The 13,965-nt window shown below is 72.0% G+C and carries 18 protein-coding genes; 4 read left to right on the top strand and 14 right to left on the bottom strand.

Features of this window, described 5'->3' with window-relative positions; all coding sequences use genetic code 11:
• Position 1: 1 nt before the first annotated feature.
• The 4 genes from ACLIME_RS17155 to ACLIME_RS17140 are packed head-to-tail and all read right to left on the bottom strand — an operon-like array spanning position 2 to position 3,913.
• Positions 2-1,255 carry a glycosyltransferase gene (locus ACLIME_RS17155; protein WP_411557695.1) on the bottom strand — a complete coding sequence of 418 codons (1,254 nt, stop codon included), beginning with the start codon at positions 1,253-1,255 and terminating at the stop codon, positions 2-4.
• Positions 1,255-2,265, bottom strand: coding sequence for a glycosyltransferase (locus ACLIME_RS17150; protein ID WP_411557694.1), 1,011 nt, complete (start codon positions 2,263-2,265; stop codon positions 1,255-1,257). The genes ACLIME_RS17155 and ACLIME_RS17150 overlap by 1 nt, the downstream gene beginning before the upstream one ends.
• Positions 2,262-3,338: a glycosyltransferase family 9 protein gene (locus ACLIME_RS17145; RefSeq protein ID WP_411557693.1), complete on the bottom strand. Its 1,077-nt coding sequence runs from the start codon at positions 3,336-3,338 to the stop codon at positions 2,262-2,264. Before ACLIME_RS17145 ends, ACLIME_RS17150 begins: the two co-directional genes overlap by 4 nt.
• Positions 3,335-3,913, bottom strand: coding sequence for a D-glycero-alpha-D-manno-heptose-1,7-bisphosphate 7-phosphatase (locus ACLIME_RS17140; RefSeq protein ID WP_411557692.1), 579 nt, complete (start codon positions 3,911-3,913; stop codon positions 3,335-3,337). The genes ACLIME_RS17145 and ACLIME_RS17140 overlap by 4 nt, the downstream gene beginning before the upstream one ends.
• An 88-nt stretch (positions 3,914-4,001) precedes the next feature.
• On the opposite strand from ACLIME_RS17140, the gene ACLIME_RS17135 reads away from it, so the two are divergent.
• Positions 4,002-5,078, top strand: coding sequence for a glycosyltransferase family 9 protein (locus ACLIME_RS17135; protein ID WP_411557691.1), 1,077 nt, complete (start codon positions 4,002-4,004; stop codon positions 5,076-5,078).
• Positions 5,079-5,116: 38 nt separating this feature from the next.
• On the opposite strand, the gene ACLIME_RS17130 is transcribed toward ACLIME_RS17135, so the two are convergent.
• The 6 genes from ACLIME_RS17130 to ACLIME_RS17105 all read right to left on the bottom strand — a co-directional run bounded on the left by ACLIME_RS17130 (position 5,117) and on the right by ACLIME_RS17105 (position 9,073).
• Positions 5,117-5,884, bottom strand: coding sequence for a sigma-70 family RNA polymerase sigma factor (locus ACLIME_RS17130; protein ID WP_411557690.1), 768 nt, complete (start codon positions 5,882-5,884; stop codon positions 5,117-5,119).
• Positions 5,885-5,982: 98 nt separating this feature from the next.
• The gene (locus tag ACLIME_RS17125; protein ID WP_411557689.1) at positions 5,983-6,840 is read right to left on the bottom strand and encodes a glycosyltransferase family 2 protein; all 858 of its coding nucleotides are present in this window, start codon (positions 6,838-6,840) and stop codon (positions 5,983-5,985) included.
• A complete protein-coding gene (locus ACLIME_RS17120) occupies positions 6,841-7,035 on the bottom strand; it encodes a DUF2795 domain-containing protein (RefSeq protein WP_411557688.1) in 195 nt (64 codons plus the stop codon).
• 76 nt (positions 7,036-7,111) lie between these two features.
• On the bottom strand, positions 7,112-7,258 hold the full coding sequence (locus tag ACLIME_RS17115) for a hypothetical protein (protein ID WP_167374514.1): 147 nt from the start codon (positions 7,256-7,258) through the stop codon (positions 7,112-7,114).
• A 74-nt stretch (positions 7,259-7,332) separates the two neighbouring features.
• Positions 7,333-8,103 carry an MBL fold metallo-hydrolase gene (locus ACLIME_RS17110; RefSeq protein ID WP_411557687.1) on the bottom strand — a complete coding sequence of 257 codons (771 nt, stop codon included), beginning with the start codon at positions 8,101-8,103 and terminating at the stop codon, positions 7,333-7,335.
• A gap of 88 nt (positions 8,104-8,191) precedes the next feature.
• Positions 8,192-9,073 carry a manganese catalase family protein gene (locus ACLIME_RS17105; RefSeq protein WP_411557686.1) on the bottom strand — a complete coding sequence of 294 codons (882 nt, stop codon included), beginning with the start codon at positions 9,071-9,073 and terminating at the stop codon, positions 8,192-8,194.
• A gap of 300 nt (positions 9,074-9,373) precedes the next feature.
• Between ACLIME_RS17105 and ACLIME_RS17100 the strand changes: the two genes are divergently transcribed.
• The 3 genes from ACLIME_RS17100 to ACLIME_RS17090 are packed head-to-tail and all read left to right on the top strand — an operon-like array spanning position 9,374 to position 11,254.
• Positions 9,374-9,499 (top strand): hypothetical protein, encoded by a 126-nt coding sequence (locus ACLIME_RS17100; protein ID WP_411557685.1) that lies wholly within the window; start codon positions 9,374-9,376, stop codon positions 9,497-9,499.
• A 10-nt stretch (positions 9,500-9,509) separates the two neighbouring features.
• Complete coding sequence (locus ACLIME_RS17095; RefSeq protein ID WP_411557684.1) at positions 9,510-10,658, top strand: zinc-dependent alcohol dehydrogenase; 1,149 nt, start codon at positions 9,510-9,512, stop codon at positions 10,656-10,658.
• Between the two features lie 20 nt (positions 10,659-10,678).
• On the top strand, positions 10,679-11,254 hold the full coding sequence (locus tag ACLIME_RS17090; protein WP_411557683.1) for a hypothetical protein: 576 nt from the start codon (positions 10,679-10,681) through the stop codon (positions 11,252-11,254).
• Between the two features lie 38 nt (positions 11,255-11,292).
• On the opposite strand, the gene ACLIME_RS17085 is transcribed toward ACLIME_RS17090, so the two are convergent.
• Genes ACLIME_RS17085 through ACLIME_RS17070 form a run of 4 tightly spaced genes read right to left on the bottom strand, consistent with a single transcriptional unit; the run spans position 11,293 to position 13,910 of the window.
• Positions 11,293-11,955 carry a dihydrofolate reductase family protein gene (locus ACLIME_RS17085; RefSeq protein ID WP_411557682.1) on the bottom strand — a complete coding sequence of 221 codons (663 nt, stop codon included), beginning with the start codon at positions 11,953-11,955 and terminating at the stop codon, positions 11,293-11,295.
• Positions 11,956-11,999: 44 nt separating this feature from the next.
• Positions 12,000-12,947 (bottom strand): SDR family NAD(P)-dependent oxidoreductase, encoded by a 948-nt coding sequence (locus ACLIME_RS17080; RefSeq protein WP_411557681.1) that lies wholly within the window; start codon positions 12,945-12,947, stop codon positions 12,000-12,002.
• Positions 12,948-12,984: 37 nt separating this feature from the next.
• Entirely contained in the window at positions 12,985-13,527 is a 543-nt protein-coding gene (locus ACLIME_RS17075; RefSeq protein ID WP_411557680.1) for a DUF2231 domain-containing protein, read from the bottom strand.
• Entirely contained in the window at positions 13,524-13,910 is a 387-nt protein-coding gene (locus ACLIME_RS17070; RefSeq protein WP_411557679.1) for a DUF4383 domain-containing protein, read from the bottom strand. Before ACLIME_RS17070 ends, ACLIME_RS17075 begins: the two co-directional genes overlap by 4 nt.
• Positions 13,911-13,965: the final 55 nt, after the last annotated feature.

The raw sequence follows: 13,965 nt of genomic DNA, 5'->3' as shown, positions 1-13,965 counted from the left end.
CTCATCGGGTCACCGCCGCCGCACTCGCGCTGGCGGACCGTCTCGCGCGACCGAGCACCCGCTGATAGCCGCGTTCGGTGTCTGCGGCGACCCGTGCCCAGGTGTAGCGCGACCTGGTGCGCTCGATGCCGGCCGCACCGTAGGAGGCGAGCAACGGCGGGTCGTCGAGGAGTGCGGTGACGGCGTCCGCGATGGCTCCGGCGTCGCGCGGCGGCACGTGCAGGCCGGTCCGGCCGTGCACGACGCTGTCGATGAGCCCTCCCACGGCGGCGGCGACCACCGGTGTGCCGGTCGCCATCGCTTCGAGCGGGACGATGCCGAACGGCTCGTACCATGGCGCGCACACGACGAGGTGGGCCGAGCGCAGGGCGGCGGGCAGCTCCTCCTGCTTGACCTGTCCTCGGAACACCACGCGGTCCTCGACACCGAGCGATCGGGCGTGGGCCAGGAGTCGCCGGACGTCCGGGTCCTCCTGGACGCGATCGGGCCCGGTCGAGCCACCGAGGACGACGAGTTCGATGTCGTCCCGGCCGGCGGCGACGAGCGACGCCAGCGCGGAGATCGTGAGGCCGACGCCCTTGCGCGGTACCAACCGACCCACCGTCATGATGCGGAAGGGTCGGTCGGACGACTCCGAGGGGCCGTTCGGGGTGAACAGTCCCGTGTCCACGCCGCATGGGACCACGGTGATGCGTGAGCCGGGGACCCCGAGTGCCTTCAACTCGAACGCCTCATCCGAGCACGTCGCGATGACCTGGTCGACCGACCGGCCGACCATCGGTTCGAGGTCGACCCGTTCGGCCGGACTCGTGTCCTCGGCGCCCTGGTGCCGGCGCTTGACCGTCCCGAGCGCATGGAAGGTGTGGACGACGGGCGGCCTCCCGCCCGTGGTCCGCTCCGCACCCCGCAGGGCGGCGAGTCCCGACATCCAGAAGTGGCTGTGCACGACGTCGGGTGTCTCCCGGCTCCACTCGCGGGCCAGGCGGTCGCCGAACGCGTCCATATACGGGAGGAGCTCGTCCTTCGGCAGACGCTCCGGCAGGCCGGCGTCGACGTGCACGACCTCGATGCCGTCGCAGAGCCGCACGCGCTCGTCGGCGACACGGTCCTCCCGTCGGGTGTACACGGTCACCTCGTGGCCGCGGGCGGCGAGCGCCGACGACAACTCGGCGACGTGCACGTTCTGGCCGCCGGCGTCGACACCGCCGAGCACGGCGAGTGGACTGGCGTGCTCCGACACCATCGAGATCTTCATCACAGTCTCCTTTCGAGAGCCGACAGCGGGGTCGGTCGGACGGTCCCGGTCGCCCGCACCTCGGCGAGGACCAGGTCCCAGGTGCGCAGGAAGGCGGGCAACCCGTAGTGGGTGAGCACGTGGGCGCGGGCGGCGTCACCGGTCGCCCGAGCGAGGTCGGGGTCGTCGAGGTACCGCCGGGCGGCCTCACGCAGGGCGTCGAGGTCGTTGGAGACGAGGCCCGCTTCGGGCGGGACGGCCCGGTGGGCCTCGGTCGTCGCGAGCGCCAGGACGGGCATCCCGAGGTGCATGGCCTCGAGGAGCGCGAGCCCGAGCGAGGTCCATCGCAAGGGGTGCAGGTACACGCGTCGACGCGCCAGTTCCCGGTGCAGCTCCGCGGTCTGCAGGTCACCGGCCGGTTCGACGCGGTCCCGGCCGACCCCGAGTGCGGCGGGGAGGTCCCCACCACCCATCCCGAAGACGTCGATCGGTGCCACCTCGGCGAACGCCGGCAGGAGGTCGGTCCCGGTTACCCGCCAGCGGCGGACGGGTTCGTTGATGACGACCCCGAGCCGTTCGAGGGTGCCGGAGTAGCGGTGACCGGGATCGACGACACCGTGTTCGACGACCGTCGTCGGCGCGCGTCCGGTGTCCCAGAACATCCGGTTGAAGTGGGTGACGTGCACGATCGGGACGTCGCCGCGGTGGGCCAGGGGGTGCACCGCGTCGGTGATCGAGGTCTTCGGCGTGTTGTGCTCGACGAACACCGCGGGCAGATCGCGCCCGGGCCGGCGCCCGGTGAGACGCTCGACCGCTTCGATCTCGGCCGGGCGTTGGAGGACGACCACGTCGACGTCCGTCTCGCGGAGCGCTCCGACGGGGATCTCGACGACCGAGGCGGGCCAGTCGCGACCCGCACGGCCGAGGCCCCAGCCGTCGCGGGCGTCGTTCACGGGGAGGAGGTACTCGTGCTGACCGCGGACGAAGGCGTCCGTCCAACCACCGTGCACGTGCCAGAGGAGGATCCTCATCGGAGCACCTCCTGCAGCGTCACCTTCGGCCCATCGGCGAACAGCGCGGGTGCGAGTCGTCGGCAGGCGTCGACGACCTCGTCCGGCCGGACGCCCGTCAGACACGGGTGCCCGGGGACGGGACAGTCGGTCGCCCTGGAGTCCGCGCACGCGGCCCGCTGGTCGCCCAGCAGCACGGTCGGCACGCCGTAGGGCGCCCAGCGCACGGCGGGCACCACCGGCGAGAACAGGCTGACGACCGGGGTCCCGACCGCAGCCGCGAGGTGGGCCGGACCGGTGTTGCCGGTGATCACGACGTCGGCACGGGCGAGGATGGCGGCGAGCGACCCGAGACCGGTGCCACCGCCGAGGTCGCGACCCGCCGTACCGGCGACCCGGCCGGTCAGCGAGGTCTCGTCGGGGCCACCGGTGACGACGACCTCGACACCCTCGCCCTGCAGCAGGCGGACGGTCTCGGCATGGAGCTCCTCCGGCCAGCGCCTCGAGGCGACCGAGGCCCCCGGATGCACCACGACGAAGCGTTCGGGGAGCGTGTCCGGGACGGTCTCCGCGAACCGAGCCTCGTCGATGCGCAGCCGGCCGTCGTCTTCGCTCGGGAGCGTGAACCCGCCGGCGGCGGCGATCGCGAGGGCGCGCTCGGCCTCCGGCTGGTCCTCCTCGAGGTCTTCCCCCGGCCGCAGCCGGACGTCGAGGAGCGAGCCGGCGAAGTCGACGGAGGCACCGACGATGCGTCGGACCGCCCGGGCGCGGAGCAGGAGCGCGAGCGGGAGCGGGGACTGATGGAAGGACGTGAGGATCACCGCGGTCTCCGGGCTGCAGTCGTCGATGATCGCGGCGAGGACGGCGAGGTGCTCGGGCGTCGCGGGCGGGGCGAGCCGGGTGATCCAGGGGCAGTCCCACACCACGACGCGGTCGACACCCGGGAGGAGCCGGGCCGCGGAGGCGCCGATGGAACTGCACAGGAACCACACCTCGTCGACGTCGGGTGACGCCGCGACCGCACGGACCGCGGGTCCGCTGAGCAGGACGTCGCCCACACTGTCGAGCCGCGCGACGAGCGCGCGCCGGGTCATCGGTCGCCTCGGGCGTCGTCATACGCCGCATCGCGACCGGCCACCACCGCGGTGAGCACGAGCTCGGCGGCGGCGAGGAGGTCCAGGGCTCGGCGGGGCGCGGCGTCGACCTCCTCGGGGAGGGTCACGGCGGTCGGCACGAGGATCGACATCGCCCCGGCCGCCCGGGCTGCGCCGACGTCGGCACCGATGTCGCCGATGACGACGCAGTGGCCGGGCTCCACGCCGAGTCGCTCCGCGGCCTCCAGGATGAGCCCGGGTGCCGGCTTCCGGCAGTCGCAGCGGTCGGCAGGGGCGTGCGGGCAGACGCACCAGACGTCGAACGGGCCGAGCAACTCGTCGAGCCGAGCGTTCACGGCGTCGACCTGCTCGCGGGTGACGATGCCCCGCCCGATCCCGGACTGGTTCGACACGACTCCGAGCGGCAGCCCGCTGCGACGGAGCACTTCCACGGCGGCGAGCGCGGTCGGCATGGGCACCACGAGCGTCGGGTCGCCGTTGTAGGGCTCGTCGACGACGAGGGTGCCGTCGCGGTCGAAGAGGACCGCGTCGATCGGAGCGGGCAGATCGGTCATGCTTCTGCTCTTCCCCACTTCTCCTGAGGTGTAAACGTCCTCTCGGCGGGCTCGACCCCGGGCCGCTCCTCGTGCGATGGTGAGGCGCATGCTGCACCTCGACCCCGACGACGTCCCCTCCGACACCACCGACGACCGACCGGAGCTGCTCGCCCTCCGCACTCTGAAACTCGGCGACCTGCTCGTCGCGGTCCCGGCGCTCCACGGCCTGCGACGGGCGTTCCCCGAGCACCGCATCGTGCTGGCGACACCCGGGTGGCTCGAACCCGTCGTCGAGCTCATCGACGGCGTGGACGCCGTCCTGCCGACGCCCGGACTGGACCACCTCCTGCCCCTCGCCCCCGGCCGGATCGACGTGGCCGTGAACCTCCACGGGAGCGGTCCGGAGAGCCGACGGCTCATCGACGCGTTGGAGGCGAGGGTCGCCATGGTCCACCACGTGCCGGAGATCGACGGTGCCCGGAGCGACGGTGCCCGGAGCGGCGGTGCCCGGAGTGACCCCGCCCGAAGTGACGGTGCCCGGACGGACGGACCGACCCCGCCCGCGTGGTCACCGCATCTCGGCGAGCGCGCACGCTGGGTGCGGCTCCTCGCGGCCTACGGTGTGGACGCCGACCCGGACGACGTCGGGCTGCGGTCCTCGACACGGCGCGTGGACGTCGTCGGCGCGGCGGTCGTCCACGTCGGCGCGTTCTACGAGTCACGGCGCTGGCCGGTGGAGCGGTTCGCCGCCGTCGCGAGGTCCTTGGCGGACGAGGGGCGCCGGGTGGTGTTCACCGGCAGCGCCGGCGAACGCGATCGCGCACTGCGGGTGGCGCACCTCGCACGGCTCGACGAGTCCGAGGTCCTGGCGGGGCGGATCGACCTGGCCGAGTTCGCCGGCGTGGTCGAGGACGCGTCGGTGGTGGTGTCGGCGGACACCGGCGCGGCGCATCTGGCGTCGGCCTACCGTCGGCCCTCGGTGGTCCTGTTCGGTCCGGCGGCACCCGAGCACTGGGGTCCGCCACCCGGCCCGCACGTCGTGCTCACCGACGCGAGCGTCCGTCGGGGCGACGCCTTCGCCGACACCCCGGACCCGGCCATCCTCGCGGTCGGCGTCGACGACGTGCTCGACGCGGTGGTCCGCGCCGAACGAGCCGCTGCCGGGGACACCCCGGTCACCTGACCCCTCGGGCGCTCGACCCGCTCGACCCGCTCAGTCCGTCAAGCGATCCGCCGCCCGGCGCGCTCCGGCGCCGGCTCGCCGTGGACGATGCGGTCCCGCAGGAGCTCCAGCGAGCGCTTGAGGATGCGTGACACCTGCATCTGGGTGACGCCGACCTCCTCGGCGATCTCCTGCTGGGTGAGGTCCTCCCCGAAGCGCAACTGCAGCACCCGGCGGTCGCGCGGCGTCAGGACCCGCAGCGCCGTCGACAGGATCGCGGCCGACTCGGCGCGCTCCAACGACCCGTCCTCGGCGGGGATGAGGTCCCCGAGGCACGTCTCGTGGTCGCCGCCGACGAGGGCGTCGAGCGACGCCGGACGCAGGTGGTTCTGACAGGCGATGGCCTCCCGCACGAGCTCGTCGCTCTCGCCGAGGTCCGCGGTCAGCTCGGGTACCGAGGGGCCGTGGCCCAGCTCCTGGGCGAGCCGCGGCACCGCCTCGGCGACCCGTGCACGGAGCTCCTGGACGGGCCTCGGTGGCCGGACGAACCACCCGTGGTCGCGGAGGTGGCGCTTGATCTCCCCGGAGATGGTCGGTGAGGCGAACGCCGCGAACGGGCCGCCACGATCGGCGTCGAACCGGCGTGCCGCCTTCACCAGCCCGATGTAGGCGACCTGCACGAGGTCCTCGTCGCGGGCGGGGTCCCGCCGGAAGTACCGGCGCGCGATCGCCTCGGCGAGCGGCAGGTGCTCGAGCACGAGGGCTTCGGCCTCCTGGCGTCCGAGCAGCTCCCCCGGGAGCCGTGTGTCCGTTCGATCCGTCGTCATGTGCTCCAGGTTCCGAGAAGCGAGGAGGGCACGATCATCGCTTGCGTTCTGCCGGCGGCTCGGGCACAATCGCGCACCCGTCCGCGTGGGCGCCCGAGTCACGCGCGCACGACGTCGAACGCGTCCACCGGGCGCTCGGGGATCGTCGTCGGGGCCTCCAGGTGCACGGCCCCGCTCGGCAGGACGCCCGCTCCGCCGAACCGCTCCATCACGCGCCACTGCGCGAGCACATCCTCCCCCGAATGCAGCGGCGGCAGCTCGTCCCAGAACGTGAAACCGCCGGCCGCCAGGAGCGCGTCGCGCCGGTACAGCACGCAGCCGCCCACCCAGGCGACCTTGTAGGCCAGCCAACCCCGCTCCGGGATCGGCACGTCCCTCGCGAGGTGCGCGAGGTTCGCGGCGTTGTGGAGCGGCCACCGGTCGAACGCAGGCGTGCCCCGCCGGATCAGCTCCGGGACGACCTCGCCGGTCCAGGGTTCGAACGTCCGCTGCTGCTCGGGCCGTTCGTCGGGCAGGTAGGACAGCCCCTGCACCGCCGCGCCGACGAAGCCGCAGCCGAGGGTGCTCAGGGCGTCGTGCAGGCGCTGCAGCTGGCCCGGCTCGAGCCAGACGTCGTCGTCGAGGAACAGGACCGCGGGGGCCGTGGCCCGGTCGAGCAGCGACTGGCGGTGCTCCGCGAGCCCGCGGCGCGGGAGGTGCCGGACCAGCCGGACCTCCCGCCCCTGCGCGCGGAGCACCCGCACCATGGCCTGCGTGCTCGGTTGGAGCACCCCCGAGCCGTCGTCGGACTGATCGCTCACGATCACCCGGAACGTCGGATCGTCCTGAGCGGCGAGTCCCGCCAGCGTCACCGCCAGCTCGCCACCACGCCCGGCCGTCGGCACGAGGACGTCGATCGCGACCTCGTCGTCGACCTCGCCGGCCGCCCACCGCTCGGATGGTCGCCGGCTCGTCATTCAGTCTCCCGAGACGGCGCTCGACACGGCGGTGGGGCCGTCGAACTCGTCCTGGTCGGCCTGTTCGAGCGCCTCGATCACGTCGTCCGGCGCGCCCTGATCATGGGCGGTGCGGACGAGCTCGTCGCGGCTCGCGGGGTAGTCGACCCCCGACAGGTACTTCTGCAGTTCGATGGGGGTGGGGTTCTCAGCCATGGTGTCTCCTCTTCGGTGTCGATGCGGTGTCCACGTGGGTGGAGTCCACGTGGGTGGTCGGTGGTTCCTGCCGCGGTCAGCCGACGGCGTCGTCCCCATCGGGTTCGGCGGCGTCGGGCACCTGGTCCTCGGAACCCTCCGCCTGCGAGGGCTTGTCGACGCCGGCGTCGTCGTCGATCAGGTCGTGGTTCTGCGGGTTGTCCTGCGGTCCGGTGGTCGTCATGGTCCGCTCCTTTCCGGTGTCGGTCGGCGACGGTCGCCGACCAGGGTGATGGGTGGTCTGAAACGTGGAGGCCCTCAGGCGACACCGGCCCGGTGGGCCGCCTGGACGGCCTCGCGGAGGTCGCCGCGCCAGGGCCGGCCGTGTCCGGGCAGAAGGGTCCTCGTGCCGAGGGCGGCGAGTGCGTCGAGCGATTCGAGGGCGAGCCGCGCGTTGGCGGTGGCCGCCCCCGCGACGACGCGTGGGCCGGTCTCGCCGGTGTACGGGTCGAGGTTCACGAGGGCGTCGCCGCCGATGACGGCACCGCGATCGGGGAAGTCGAGGGAGCAGTGGCCGAAGGTGTGACCCGGCGTGAAGACGACCGTGGGCGAGCCCGGCACGTCGACGGTCCCCGAACCCGGCAACGGCTCGGTCCTCGACGTCCCACGCACCCACAACGCCCCGGCCGCGGTCATCGACGCGAGCGCCGGGAGTGCCGCCGGGTAGCGCAACGGGTAGCTCGTCCGAGGTCGCTCGTGGAGGTACCGGTAGGGGTGCTCGGCGAGCTCCGCGTCCTCGTCGTGGACGAGCACCTGGCAGCCGGTCGCCGCGCGGAGGCGCGCGGCGACCCCGAGGTGGTCGAAGTGCGCGTGGGTGATCACGAGGGCGACGAGGTCCTCGGGTTCCCGCCCGATCGCTGCGATCGCCTGGAGCAGGTACCCGTGGGTCGCGGGCAGCCCGGCGTCCACGAGGGTGAGGCCGGTCCCGTCCTCCACGAGGTAGCTGTTCGTGTACGCGTGCTCGAGTCGGTGGATACCGGGCGCGACCGAGCGATGGAGGGTCGCACGGGGTCTGCGGACTCGGGGCATGGTGGTCCTTCCGGTCGGCTGGGCGGTGCGGAGGTGGTGCGGCAGCGGTCGATCCGGGCGCTCGAACCGACCGCCGTCGCACGGAGGCTCACTCCTTGTGGAGCTTGTCCTGCACTCGTCCTGCGAGCTTCTCCACGGGGTTCGGCAGCTCCGTGGTGCCGTACAGCCGCGAGTCCGGGTGCGTCGGCGGCGGCATCGGGACGCCCGCCGGCGGTTCCGGCACGTAGCTGAACTCGCCCTTGCCGTCCGGTGTCGGCCCGCTCGCCCAGCTACCGTCCGCGGCCGCCTGTCCGTCCGAGAAGTTGATGTACTGGTACGACACCTCGCGTTCCTCCTTCTCGATCGGGAAGTTGCTCGGCACCGGCAGGTCCTCGAGTCCCTCCTCGCGCAGTTCGGCCGCGGCGGCCATCCACTGGTTCTGGTGCATGGTGTCGCGGGCGAGCAGGAACGAGAGCAGATCGCGCACGCCCGAGTCGTCGGTCATGTGGTAGAGCCGTGCGACCTGCACCCGGCCCTGCATCTCGGCGTTGGCGTTCGCCGTGAAGTCGGCGAGCAGGTTGCCGCTGCCGGTGATGAAACTCCCCTGCCACGGGTTGCCGTTGCTGTCGACCGGTCGCGCTCCGGCGCCGGCGACGATCGCGTGCTGGACGTCGGTCCCGCCGATGATCGCGGCGACCGTCGGGTCGTCCTGGATGGCGTCCTCGGTGATGCCGAGGGGCGACTTCTCGAGGAGTTGGGCGATCATGACCGCCAGCATCTCGACGTGCCCCATCTCCTCCGCGCCGATCCCGAACACGAGGTCGCGGTATTTGCCGGGGAGGTGCATGTTCCACCCCTGGAACTGGTACTGCAACGCCACGGTGATCTCGCCGTACTGGCCGCCGAGCACCTCCTGCAGCTTCCTCGCGTAGACGGCGTCGGGCTTGTCGGGTGTGGCCGTGTGCTGTAGTTCCTGTCGATGGAAGAACATCGTTCACCTCCTGCACCGCCGTGCGGATTCGGGCCGGCGTCCCTCGTCGACTCGGCTCGGCGGAACGGCCAGTCAACGCTTCCTGCGCGACCCGTCTGCGGCACTGGACTTCCTGGTCCGGCGTGTGGACAATACGCGCGCGCGTCGCCGGGCCGGTCAGCACCGCGGTCGTCGTCCGCGGGCGCGAAGTGTGCGCCACCCGCCGCGGAATCGCAATGCCCGATCCGCATCCCGTGGGGCTGTCTAGCCTCGGATCACCTGCCGCCCGTCGGGGGTGGCCGATCAGGACGGAGCACGACCATGACGACCGCACGAGACATCATGACGCCCGGCGCCGAGTGCGTCGGCATGCTCAGCCAGGCCGACGTCGCCCGCAGCCTGAGCGCCACGGAGACCGGCGAGACCGTCGCCGGGATCTCGGAGTGACGGGCGCCGCATGCGAGCGATGAGCTACCGCGGGCCGTACAAGGTCCGCGCCGAGGAGAAGGCCGACCCGCGGCTGGAGCACCCGAACGACGCGATCATCCGAGTGACCAGGGCAGCCATCTGCGGGTCCGATCTGCACCTGTACCACGGCATGATGCCGGACACCCGCGTCGGCTCCACCTTCGGCCACGAGTTCGTCGGGGTGGTCGAGTCCGTCGGTTCCAGCGTCGAGCACCTCGCCGTGGGCGACCGGGTGATGGTGCCGTTCCACATCTCGTGCGGCACCTGCTACTTCTGCGCCCGCGGCCTGTTCTCCAACTGCCACAACGTCAACCCGAACGCGACGGCCGTCGGCGGGATATTCGGCTACTCGCACACGTGCGGCGGTTTCGACGGTGGCCAGGCCGAGCTCGTCCGCGTCCCGTTCGCGGACGTCGGCCCGCAGCGCATCCCCGACGACATCGACGAGGACGACGCGCTGCTCATGACCGACGCCCTCGCGACCGGGTACTTCGGAGCGCAGCTCGCGGACATCACCGAGGGGCAGACCGTGGTCGTGTTCGGTGCGGGACCGGTCGGCTTGTTCGCCGCGCGGTCCGCCTGGCTCATGGGCGCCGGTCGCGTCATCGTCGTCGACCACCTCGAGTACCGGCTCGCGAAGGCCCGCGAGTTCGCCTACGCCGAGACGATCAACTTCGGTGAGGTGGACGACATCGTCCTCCGACTCAAACTCGAGACCGACGGACTCGGTGCCGACACGGTGATCGACGCGGTCGGCGCGGAGGCGGACGGCAACCTGCTGCAGCACATCACCTCGGCGAAGCTCAAGCTCCAGGGCGGCTCACCCGTCGCGCTCAACTGGGCGATCGACGCCGTCCGCAAGGGCGGGGTCGTCTCGGTCATGGGCGCCTACGGGCCGATGTTCAGCGCCGTGAAGTTCGGTGACGCGATGAACAAGGGCCTCACCCTCCGCATGAACCAGTGTCCGGCCAAACGGCAGTGGCCCCGGCTGTTCAAACACATCCGGGCCGGGCACCTGAAGCCGAGCGACATCATCACCCATCGCATCCCGCTCGAGCACATCGCGGAGGGGTACCACCTGTTCTCCGCGAAGCTCGACGACTGCATCAAGCCCGTCATCGTGCCGAGCGCGGCCTGACGCGGACGGAAGGAACCCACATGCCGTACACCGCCGACGGAGGACGACCGACGCCGAGCAGCGAGGAACTCCGCGCGAGGATCCCGGGCTGGGGCGCGGACCTCGACCCGGCCGACCGCCCGTCCGTCCCCCGCGAATGGCCGCCGACACCGGCACCCGGATCGCACTGGGTGAAGCCCGAGCGACAGGAACAGCACGGGTCGCGCGAGCGCTCGATCGAGCATCTCGAGCTCCCACCGGTCTTCGGCACCAGTGTGCCGCTCCGCGGGGTGTCAGGAGCGATCAAGCGGCTCGCCTACCGTCGCTACAGCGAGGGTCGCGCGGCCCACTGGCTGCTCCTGCTGCTCGGCGACCGTGTGGACGCCGTCGGGAGCCATGCGCGGTCGTTCCTGACGACCCGGCCCGACAACCCGATCACCGAGACCGGGATCCTCGCCGAGACGATGTACTCCGGCTGGAGTTCACGGTTCCGGCGTCGTCGCGTCGACGTGAAGCACCAGTGGCTCGACCCGATCATCGTCGGCGGCCCGTGGCTGGTCGCGCTCGTCGTCGGGTTCCTCGGCGGGCGCCGCGTCCTCCGGATGCTGCGCCACTGAACCGTGGCCTGAGCGCCGGCCTCACCGAGGCCGGCGCTTCAGCGTGCCTTCCTCCTGAAGACGTGGTGGACCACGCCGCTCGGCGAGGCCGTCGTCTCCACCGTGAAGCGGTCCTCCAGGCCCTCGAGCCCGTCCCACAGGCGCACGCCCCGGCCCAGCAGGATCGGGACGACGACCACGTGGAGGTGGTCGACGAGGTCGGCTTCGAGGAACTCGCGGACGGTCGTCGCACCACCGCCGAGCCGGACGTCCAGCCCGCCCGCCAGTGAGGTGGCGAGTGCCAGCGCGTCCACCGGCGACAGCTCCCGGAAGAGGAAGGTCGTCTCCCCGACGACGAGGTCAGGCCGCTCGTGGTGCGTCAGGACCACGACCGGGCTGTGGAAGGGCGGTTCCTCGCCCCACCAGCCGCGCCACGTCTCGTCCTCCCATGGTCCGAGTTGCGGCCCGAACTTACGACGTCCCATGATCTCGACGCCGATGCCGTCGCCCGTCGCCGCGGCAAACGCGTCGTCCACGCCTCGCGTCCCCGCGCCGACCGCTTCGTCCTCGTGACCGCTCATCGCGACGAAGGTGCGGGTCGGGAAGAACCACTGCATGAGTCGGTGCTGCGCGTGACCGAACGGCGTCTCGAAGGACTGCCCCTCGCCCGTCGCGAAGCCGTCGAGTGAGACGGCGAGATTGTGGACCCTGAGCTGCGTCATGCCCTCACGCTAGTGACGGGCACGTCCATCGGCAACGGTCGCGATCACGCCGCCGGCGACCGCGGATCCGGGTCCGCCGGCTCCTCGGACCGCATGCGTTCCCGCACCCCGCCGTCGACGGTGATGCCGGCGGGCCCCGGGGCGTGGATGGTGCCGGCGGTCGGCCGGGACGCGGAGGCCCGGGAGAGCTCGCCGTCGATGATCTTCGCCGACACGCGTTCCGTCACATCCGGCATGAGCTGGTGCGAGATCGTCGCGGCACGCGCCTTCATCCCCGCGGCCTGCTGCTCCTTCGGATGCGTGCAGGCGGCCACGAGCGCGTCGACCACGACGGACGGGTCGTCGAGCGCCGCCATCCGCGGGGCCTTCCCCGTGTAGTTGGCGGCGTGCGTCCACCAGGGTGTGTCGACCGCCCAGGGCAGGACCGTACCGACCCTGATGCGCTCCGCCTCACCGGCCAGCCGCAACTCCTCGTTGAGGGACCGCGAGAGGCTGAGGACGGCCGCCTTCGTCGCCGCGTACACGGCCTGGTAGGCCAACGGGACCTCGCTGTCGACCGATCCGACGTTCACGAGGGTGCCGTGTCCCTGCTCGCGGAACACCCGGAGCGCCGCGTGCGCACCGAGGATGAGACCCGAGAGGTTCACGTCGACGGTGCGGAGGTGGTCCTCCACGGGGATGTCCCAGAAGTACCCGAGGGCTCCGATCCCCACGTTGTTGATCCACACGTCGATCCGCTCGAAGCGGTCGAGTGCGGCATCGCGGAGCAGGAGGACGTCGTCGGGTCTGCTCACGTCCATCGGGACGGCGAGCGCCGTTCCCCCGGCCGCGGCGATCTCGCCGACGAGCCCGTCGAGCACCTCGCCGCGTCTGGCGGCGACGACGACCCGCGCGCCGAGCTCGGCCAGCCGGAGCGCGGTGCCCCGGCCGATGCCGCTCGACGCGCCGGTGATGACGATGACCTGCTCGGCCACCGGATGACGCTCGGTCATGGTCGAGTCCTCCCTCACTCGCTCCTGGTCCACCTCGCTATCGGCGATCGGCAGGCGCCAGGAATCCGTTGCGCTGCGTCTGTTCCTCGGCCACGCGCACGCCGTACCGGTAGGCCAGCTCTCCTCCGAGGAAGCCGGACACCCCGACGAGCAGGAACGCGACCCAGGCGAGGATGATGCCGAGGACGCTCAGGTCGCCCTCCGGCCCGGCGACCCGGACGATCCAACTCAGGGCGAAGAGGACGACGGCCGCGAGGTTGAACCCCAGGTGGGTGAGCGCGGTCCGTCGGGCCTTCGTCGCCGGGGCGATGACCCGGAGGTCGAGCAGGCCGAGGACGGCGGCCACGACCGCGCCGACGACGCCGATGGCGATGAGCCACTGGGCGCCGACGACGAACAGCTCGCGGTCGTCGGTGAACAGTGACGCGATGTCGAAGATGACGCTCGCCGTCCACGCACCGATCGGGATCATCACCACGGTGGCGTGGAACGGATGTCCGTAGGGCCCCGCGAGGACGGTGGCCGGGTGCTTCGACCGGACGAGGTCGTCCCTGCCGTTCGGACCGGGGCCGGTGCTCATCGGCGGGCCGTGGTCGCCGGCTGCTCCCGCTTGGCCGGGACGAACGCGACGATGAGCGAGCCGAGGCCGACGACGAGGTGGAACCCGATGTCGAAGCCGGTGAAACCGGTGGGCAGCAGACCGAACATGGTCGGGTCGGCGAAGGCGAGCAGGCCCATCACGACGTACAGGGCACCGCCGACGGCGACCACCGCGCGCACGGCGCTGAGCGGCACGCGACCGAACCCGACGACCAACAGGGCGACGGCGAGCACGACGCGGACGATGTCGAGCGTCAGGTCGACGTTCATGAGGCCGAAGAGGTGTTCCCCCTCGACGAAGAAGCCGGCGACGGCCAGGACGGCGACGATGATCCCGAGTATGCGGGCGATGTTCCGAAGCATGGATCCTCCTCGTTGACATGGGAGCCGATCGGCTCGGCATCCACGCTAGGTCGGC

The sequence above is a fragment of the Plantibacter sp. MPB07 genome (assembly GCF_046619465.1).
Lineage (GTDB): Bacteria > Actinomycetota > Actinomycetes > Actinomycetales > Microbacteriaceae > Plantibacter > Plantibacter auratus.
Note: the sequence above shows the minus strand (reverse complement) of the source record. Positions and strands in the feature narration are given on the sequence as shown.

Bases quoted from the DNA above. Each gene is read 5' to 3' on its own strand.
- ACLIME_RS17105 (WP_411557686.1), bottom strand. From the start codon at position 9,073: ATGTTCTTCCATCGACAGGAACTACAGCACACGGCCACACCCGACAAG.
- ACLIME_RS17130 (WP_411557690.1), bottom strand. From the start codon at position 5,884: ATGACGACGGATCGAACGGACACACGGCTCCCGGGGGAGCTGCTCGGA.
- ACLIME_RS17115 (WP_167374514.1), bottom strand. From the start codon at position 7,258: ATGACGACCACCGGACCGCAGGACAACCCGCAGAACCACGACCTGATC.
- ACLIME_RS17120 (WP_411557688.1), bottom strand. From the start codon at position 7,035: ATGGCTGAGAACCCCACCCCCATCGAACTGCAGAAGTACCTGTCGGGG.
- ACLIME_RS17090 (WP_411557683.1), top strand. From the start codon at position 10,679: ATGCCGTACACCGCCGACGGAGGACGACCGACGCCGAGCAGCGAGGAA.
- ACLIME_RS17110 (WP_411557687.1), bottom strand. From the start codon at position 8,103: ATGCCCCGAGTCCGCAGACCCCGTGCGACCCTCCATCGCTCGGTCGCG.
- ACLIME_RS17125 (WP_411557689.1), bottom strand. From the start codon at position 6,840: ATGACGAGCCGGCGACCATCCGAGCGGTGGGCGGCCGGCGAGGTCGAC.
- ACLIME_RS17145 (WP_411557693.1), bottom strand. From the start codon at position 3,338: ATGACCCGGCGCGCGCTCGTCGCGCGGCTCGACAGTGTGGGCGACGTC.
- ACLIME_RS17075 (WP_411557680.1), bottom strand. From the start codon at position 13,527: ATGAGCACCGGCCCCGGTCCGAACGGCAGGGACGACCTCGTCCGGTCG.
- ACLIME_RS17095 (WP_411557684.1), top strand. From the start codon at position 9,510: ATGCGAGCGATGAGCTACCGCGGGCCGTACAAGGTCCGCGCCGAGGAG.
- ACLIME_RS17080 (WP_411557681.1), bottom strand. From the start codon at position 12,947: ATGACCGAGCGTCATCCGGTGGCCGAGCAGGTCATCGTCATCACCGGC.
- ACLIME_RS17150 (WP_411557694.1), bottom strand. From the start codon at position 2,265: ATGAGGATCCTCCTCTGGCACGTGCACGGTGGTTGGACGGACGCCTTC.
- ACLIME_RS17135 (WP_411557691.1), top strand. From the start codon at position 4,002: ATGCTGCACCTCGACCCCGACGACGTCCCCTCCGACACCACCGACGAC.
- ACLIME_RS17100 (WP_411557685.1), top strand. From the start codon at position 9,374: ATGACGACCGCACGAGACATCATGACGCCCGGCGCCGAGTGCGTCGGC.
- ACLIME_RS17140 (WP_411557692.1), bottom strand. From the start codon at position 3,913: ATGACCGATCTGCCCGCTCCGATCGACGCGGTCCTCTTCGACCGCGAC.
- ACLIME_RS17085 (WP_411557682.1), bottom strand. From the start codon at position 11,955: ATGACGCAGCTCAGGGTCCACAATCTCGCCGTCTCACTCGACGGCTTC.
- ACLIME_RS17155 (WP_411557695.1), bottom strand. From the start codon at position 1,255: ATGAAGATCTCGATGGTGTCGGAGCACGCCAGTCCACTCGCCGTGCTC.
- ACLIME_RS17070 (WP_411557679.1), bottom strand. From the start codon at position 13,910: ATGCTTCGGAACATCGCCCGCATACTCGGGATCATCGTCGCCGTCCTG.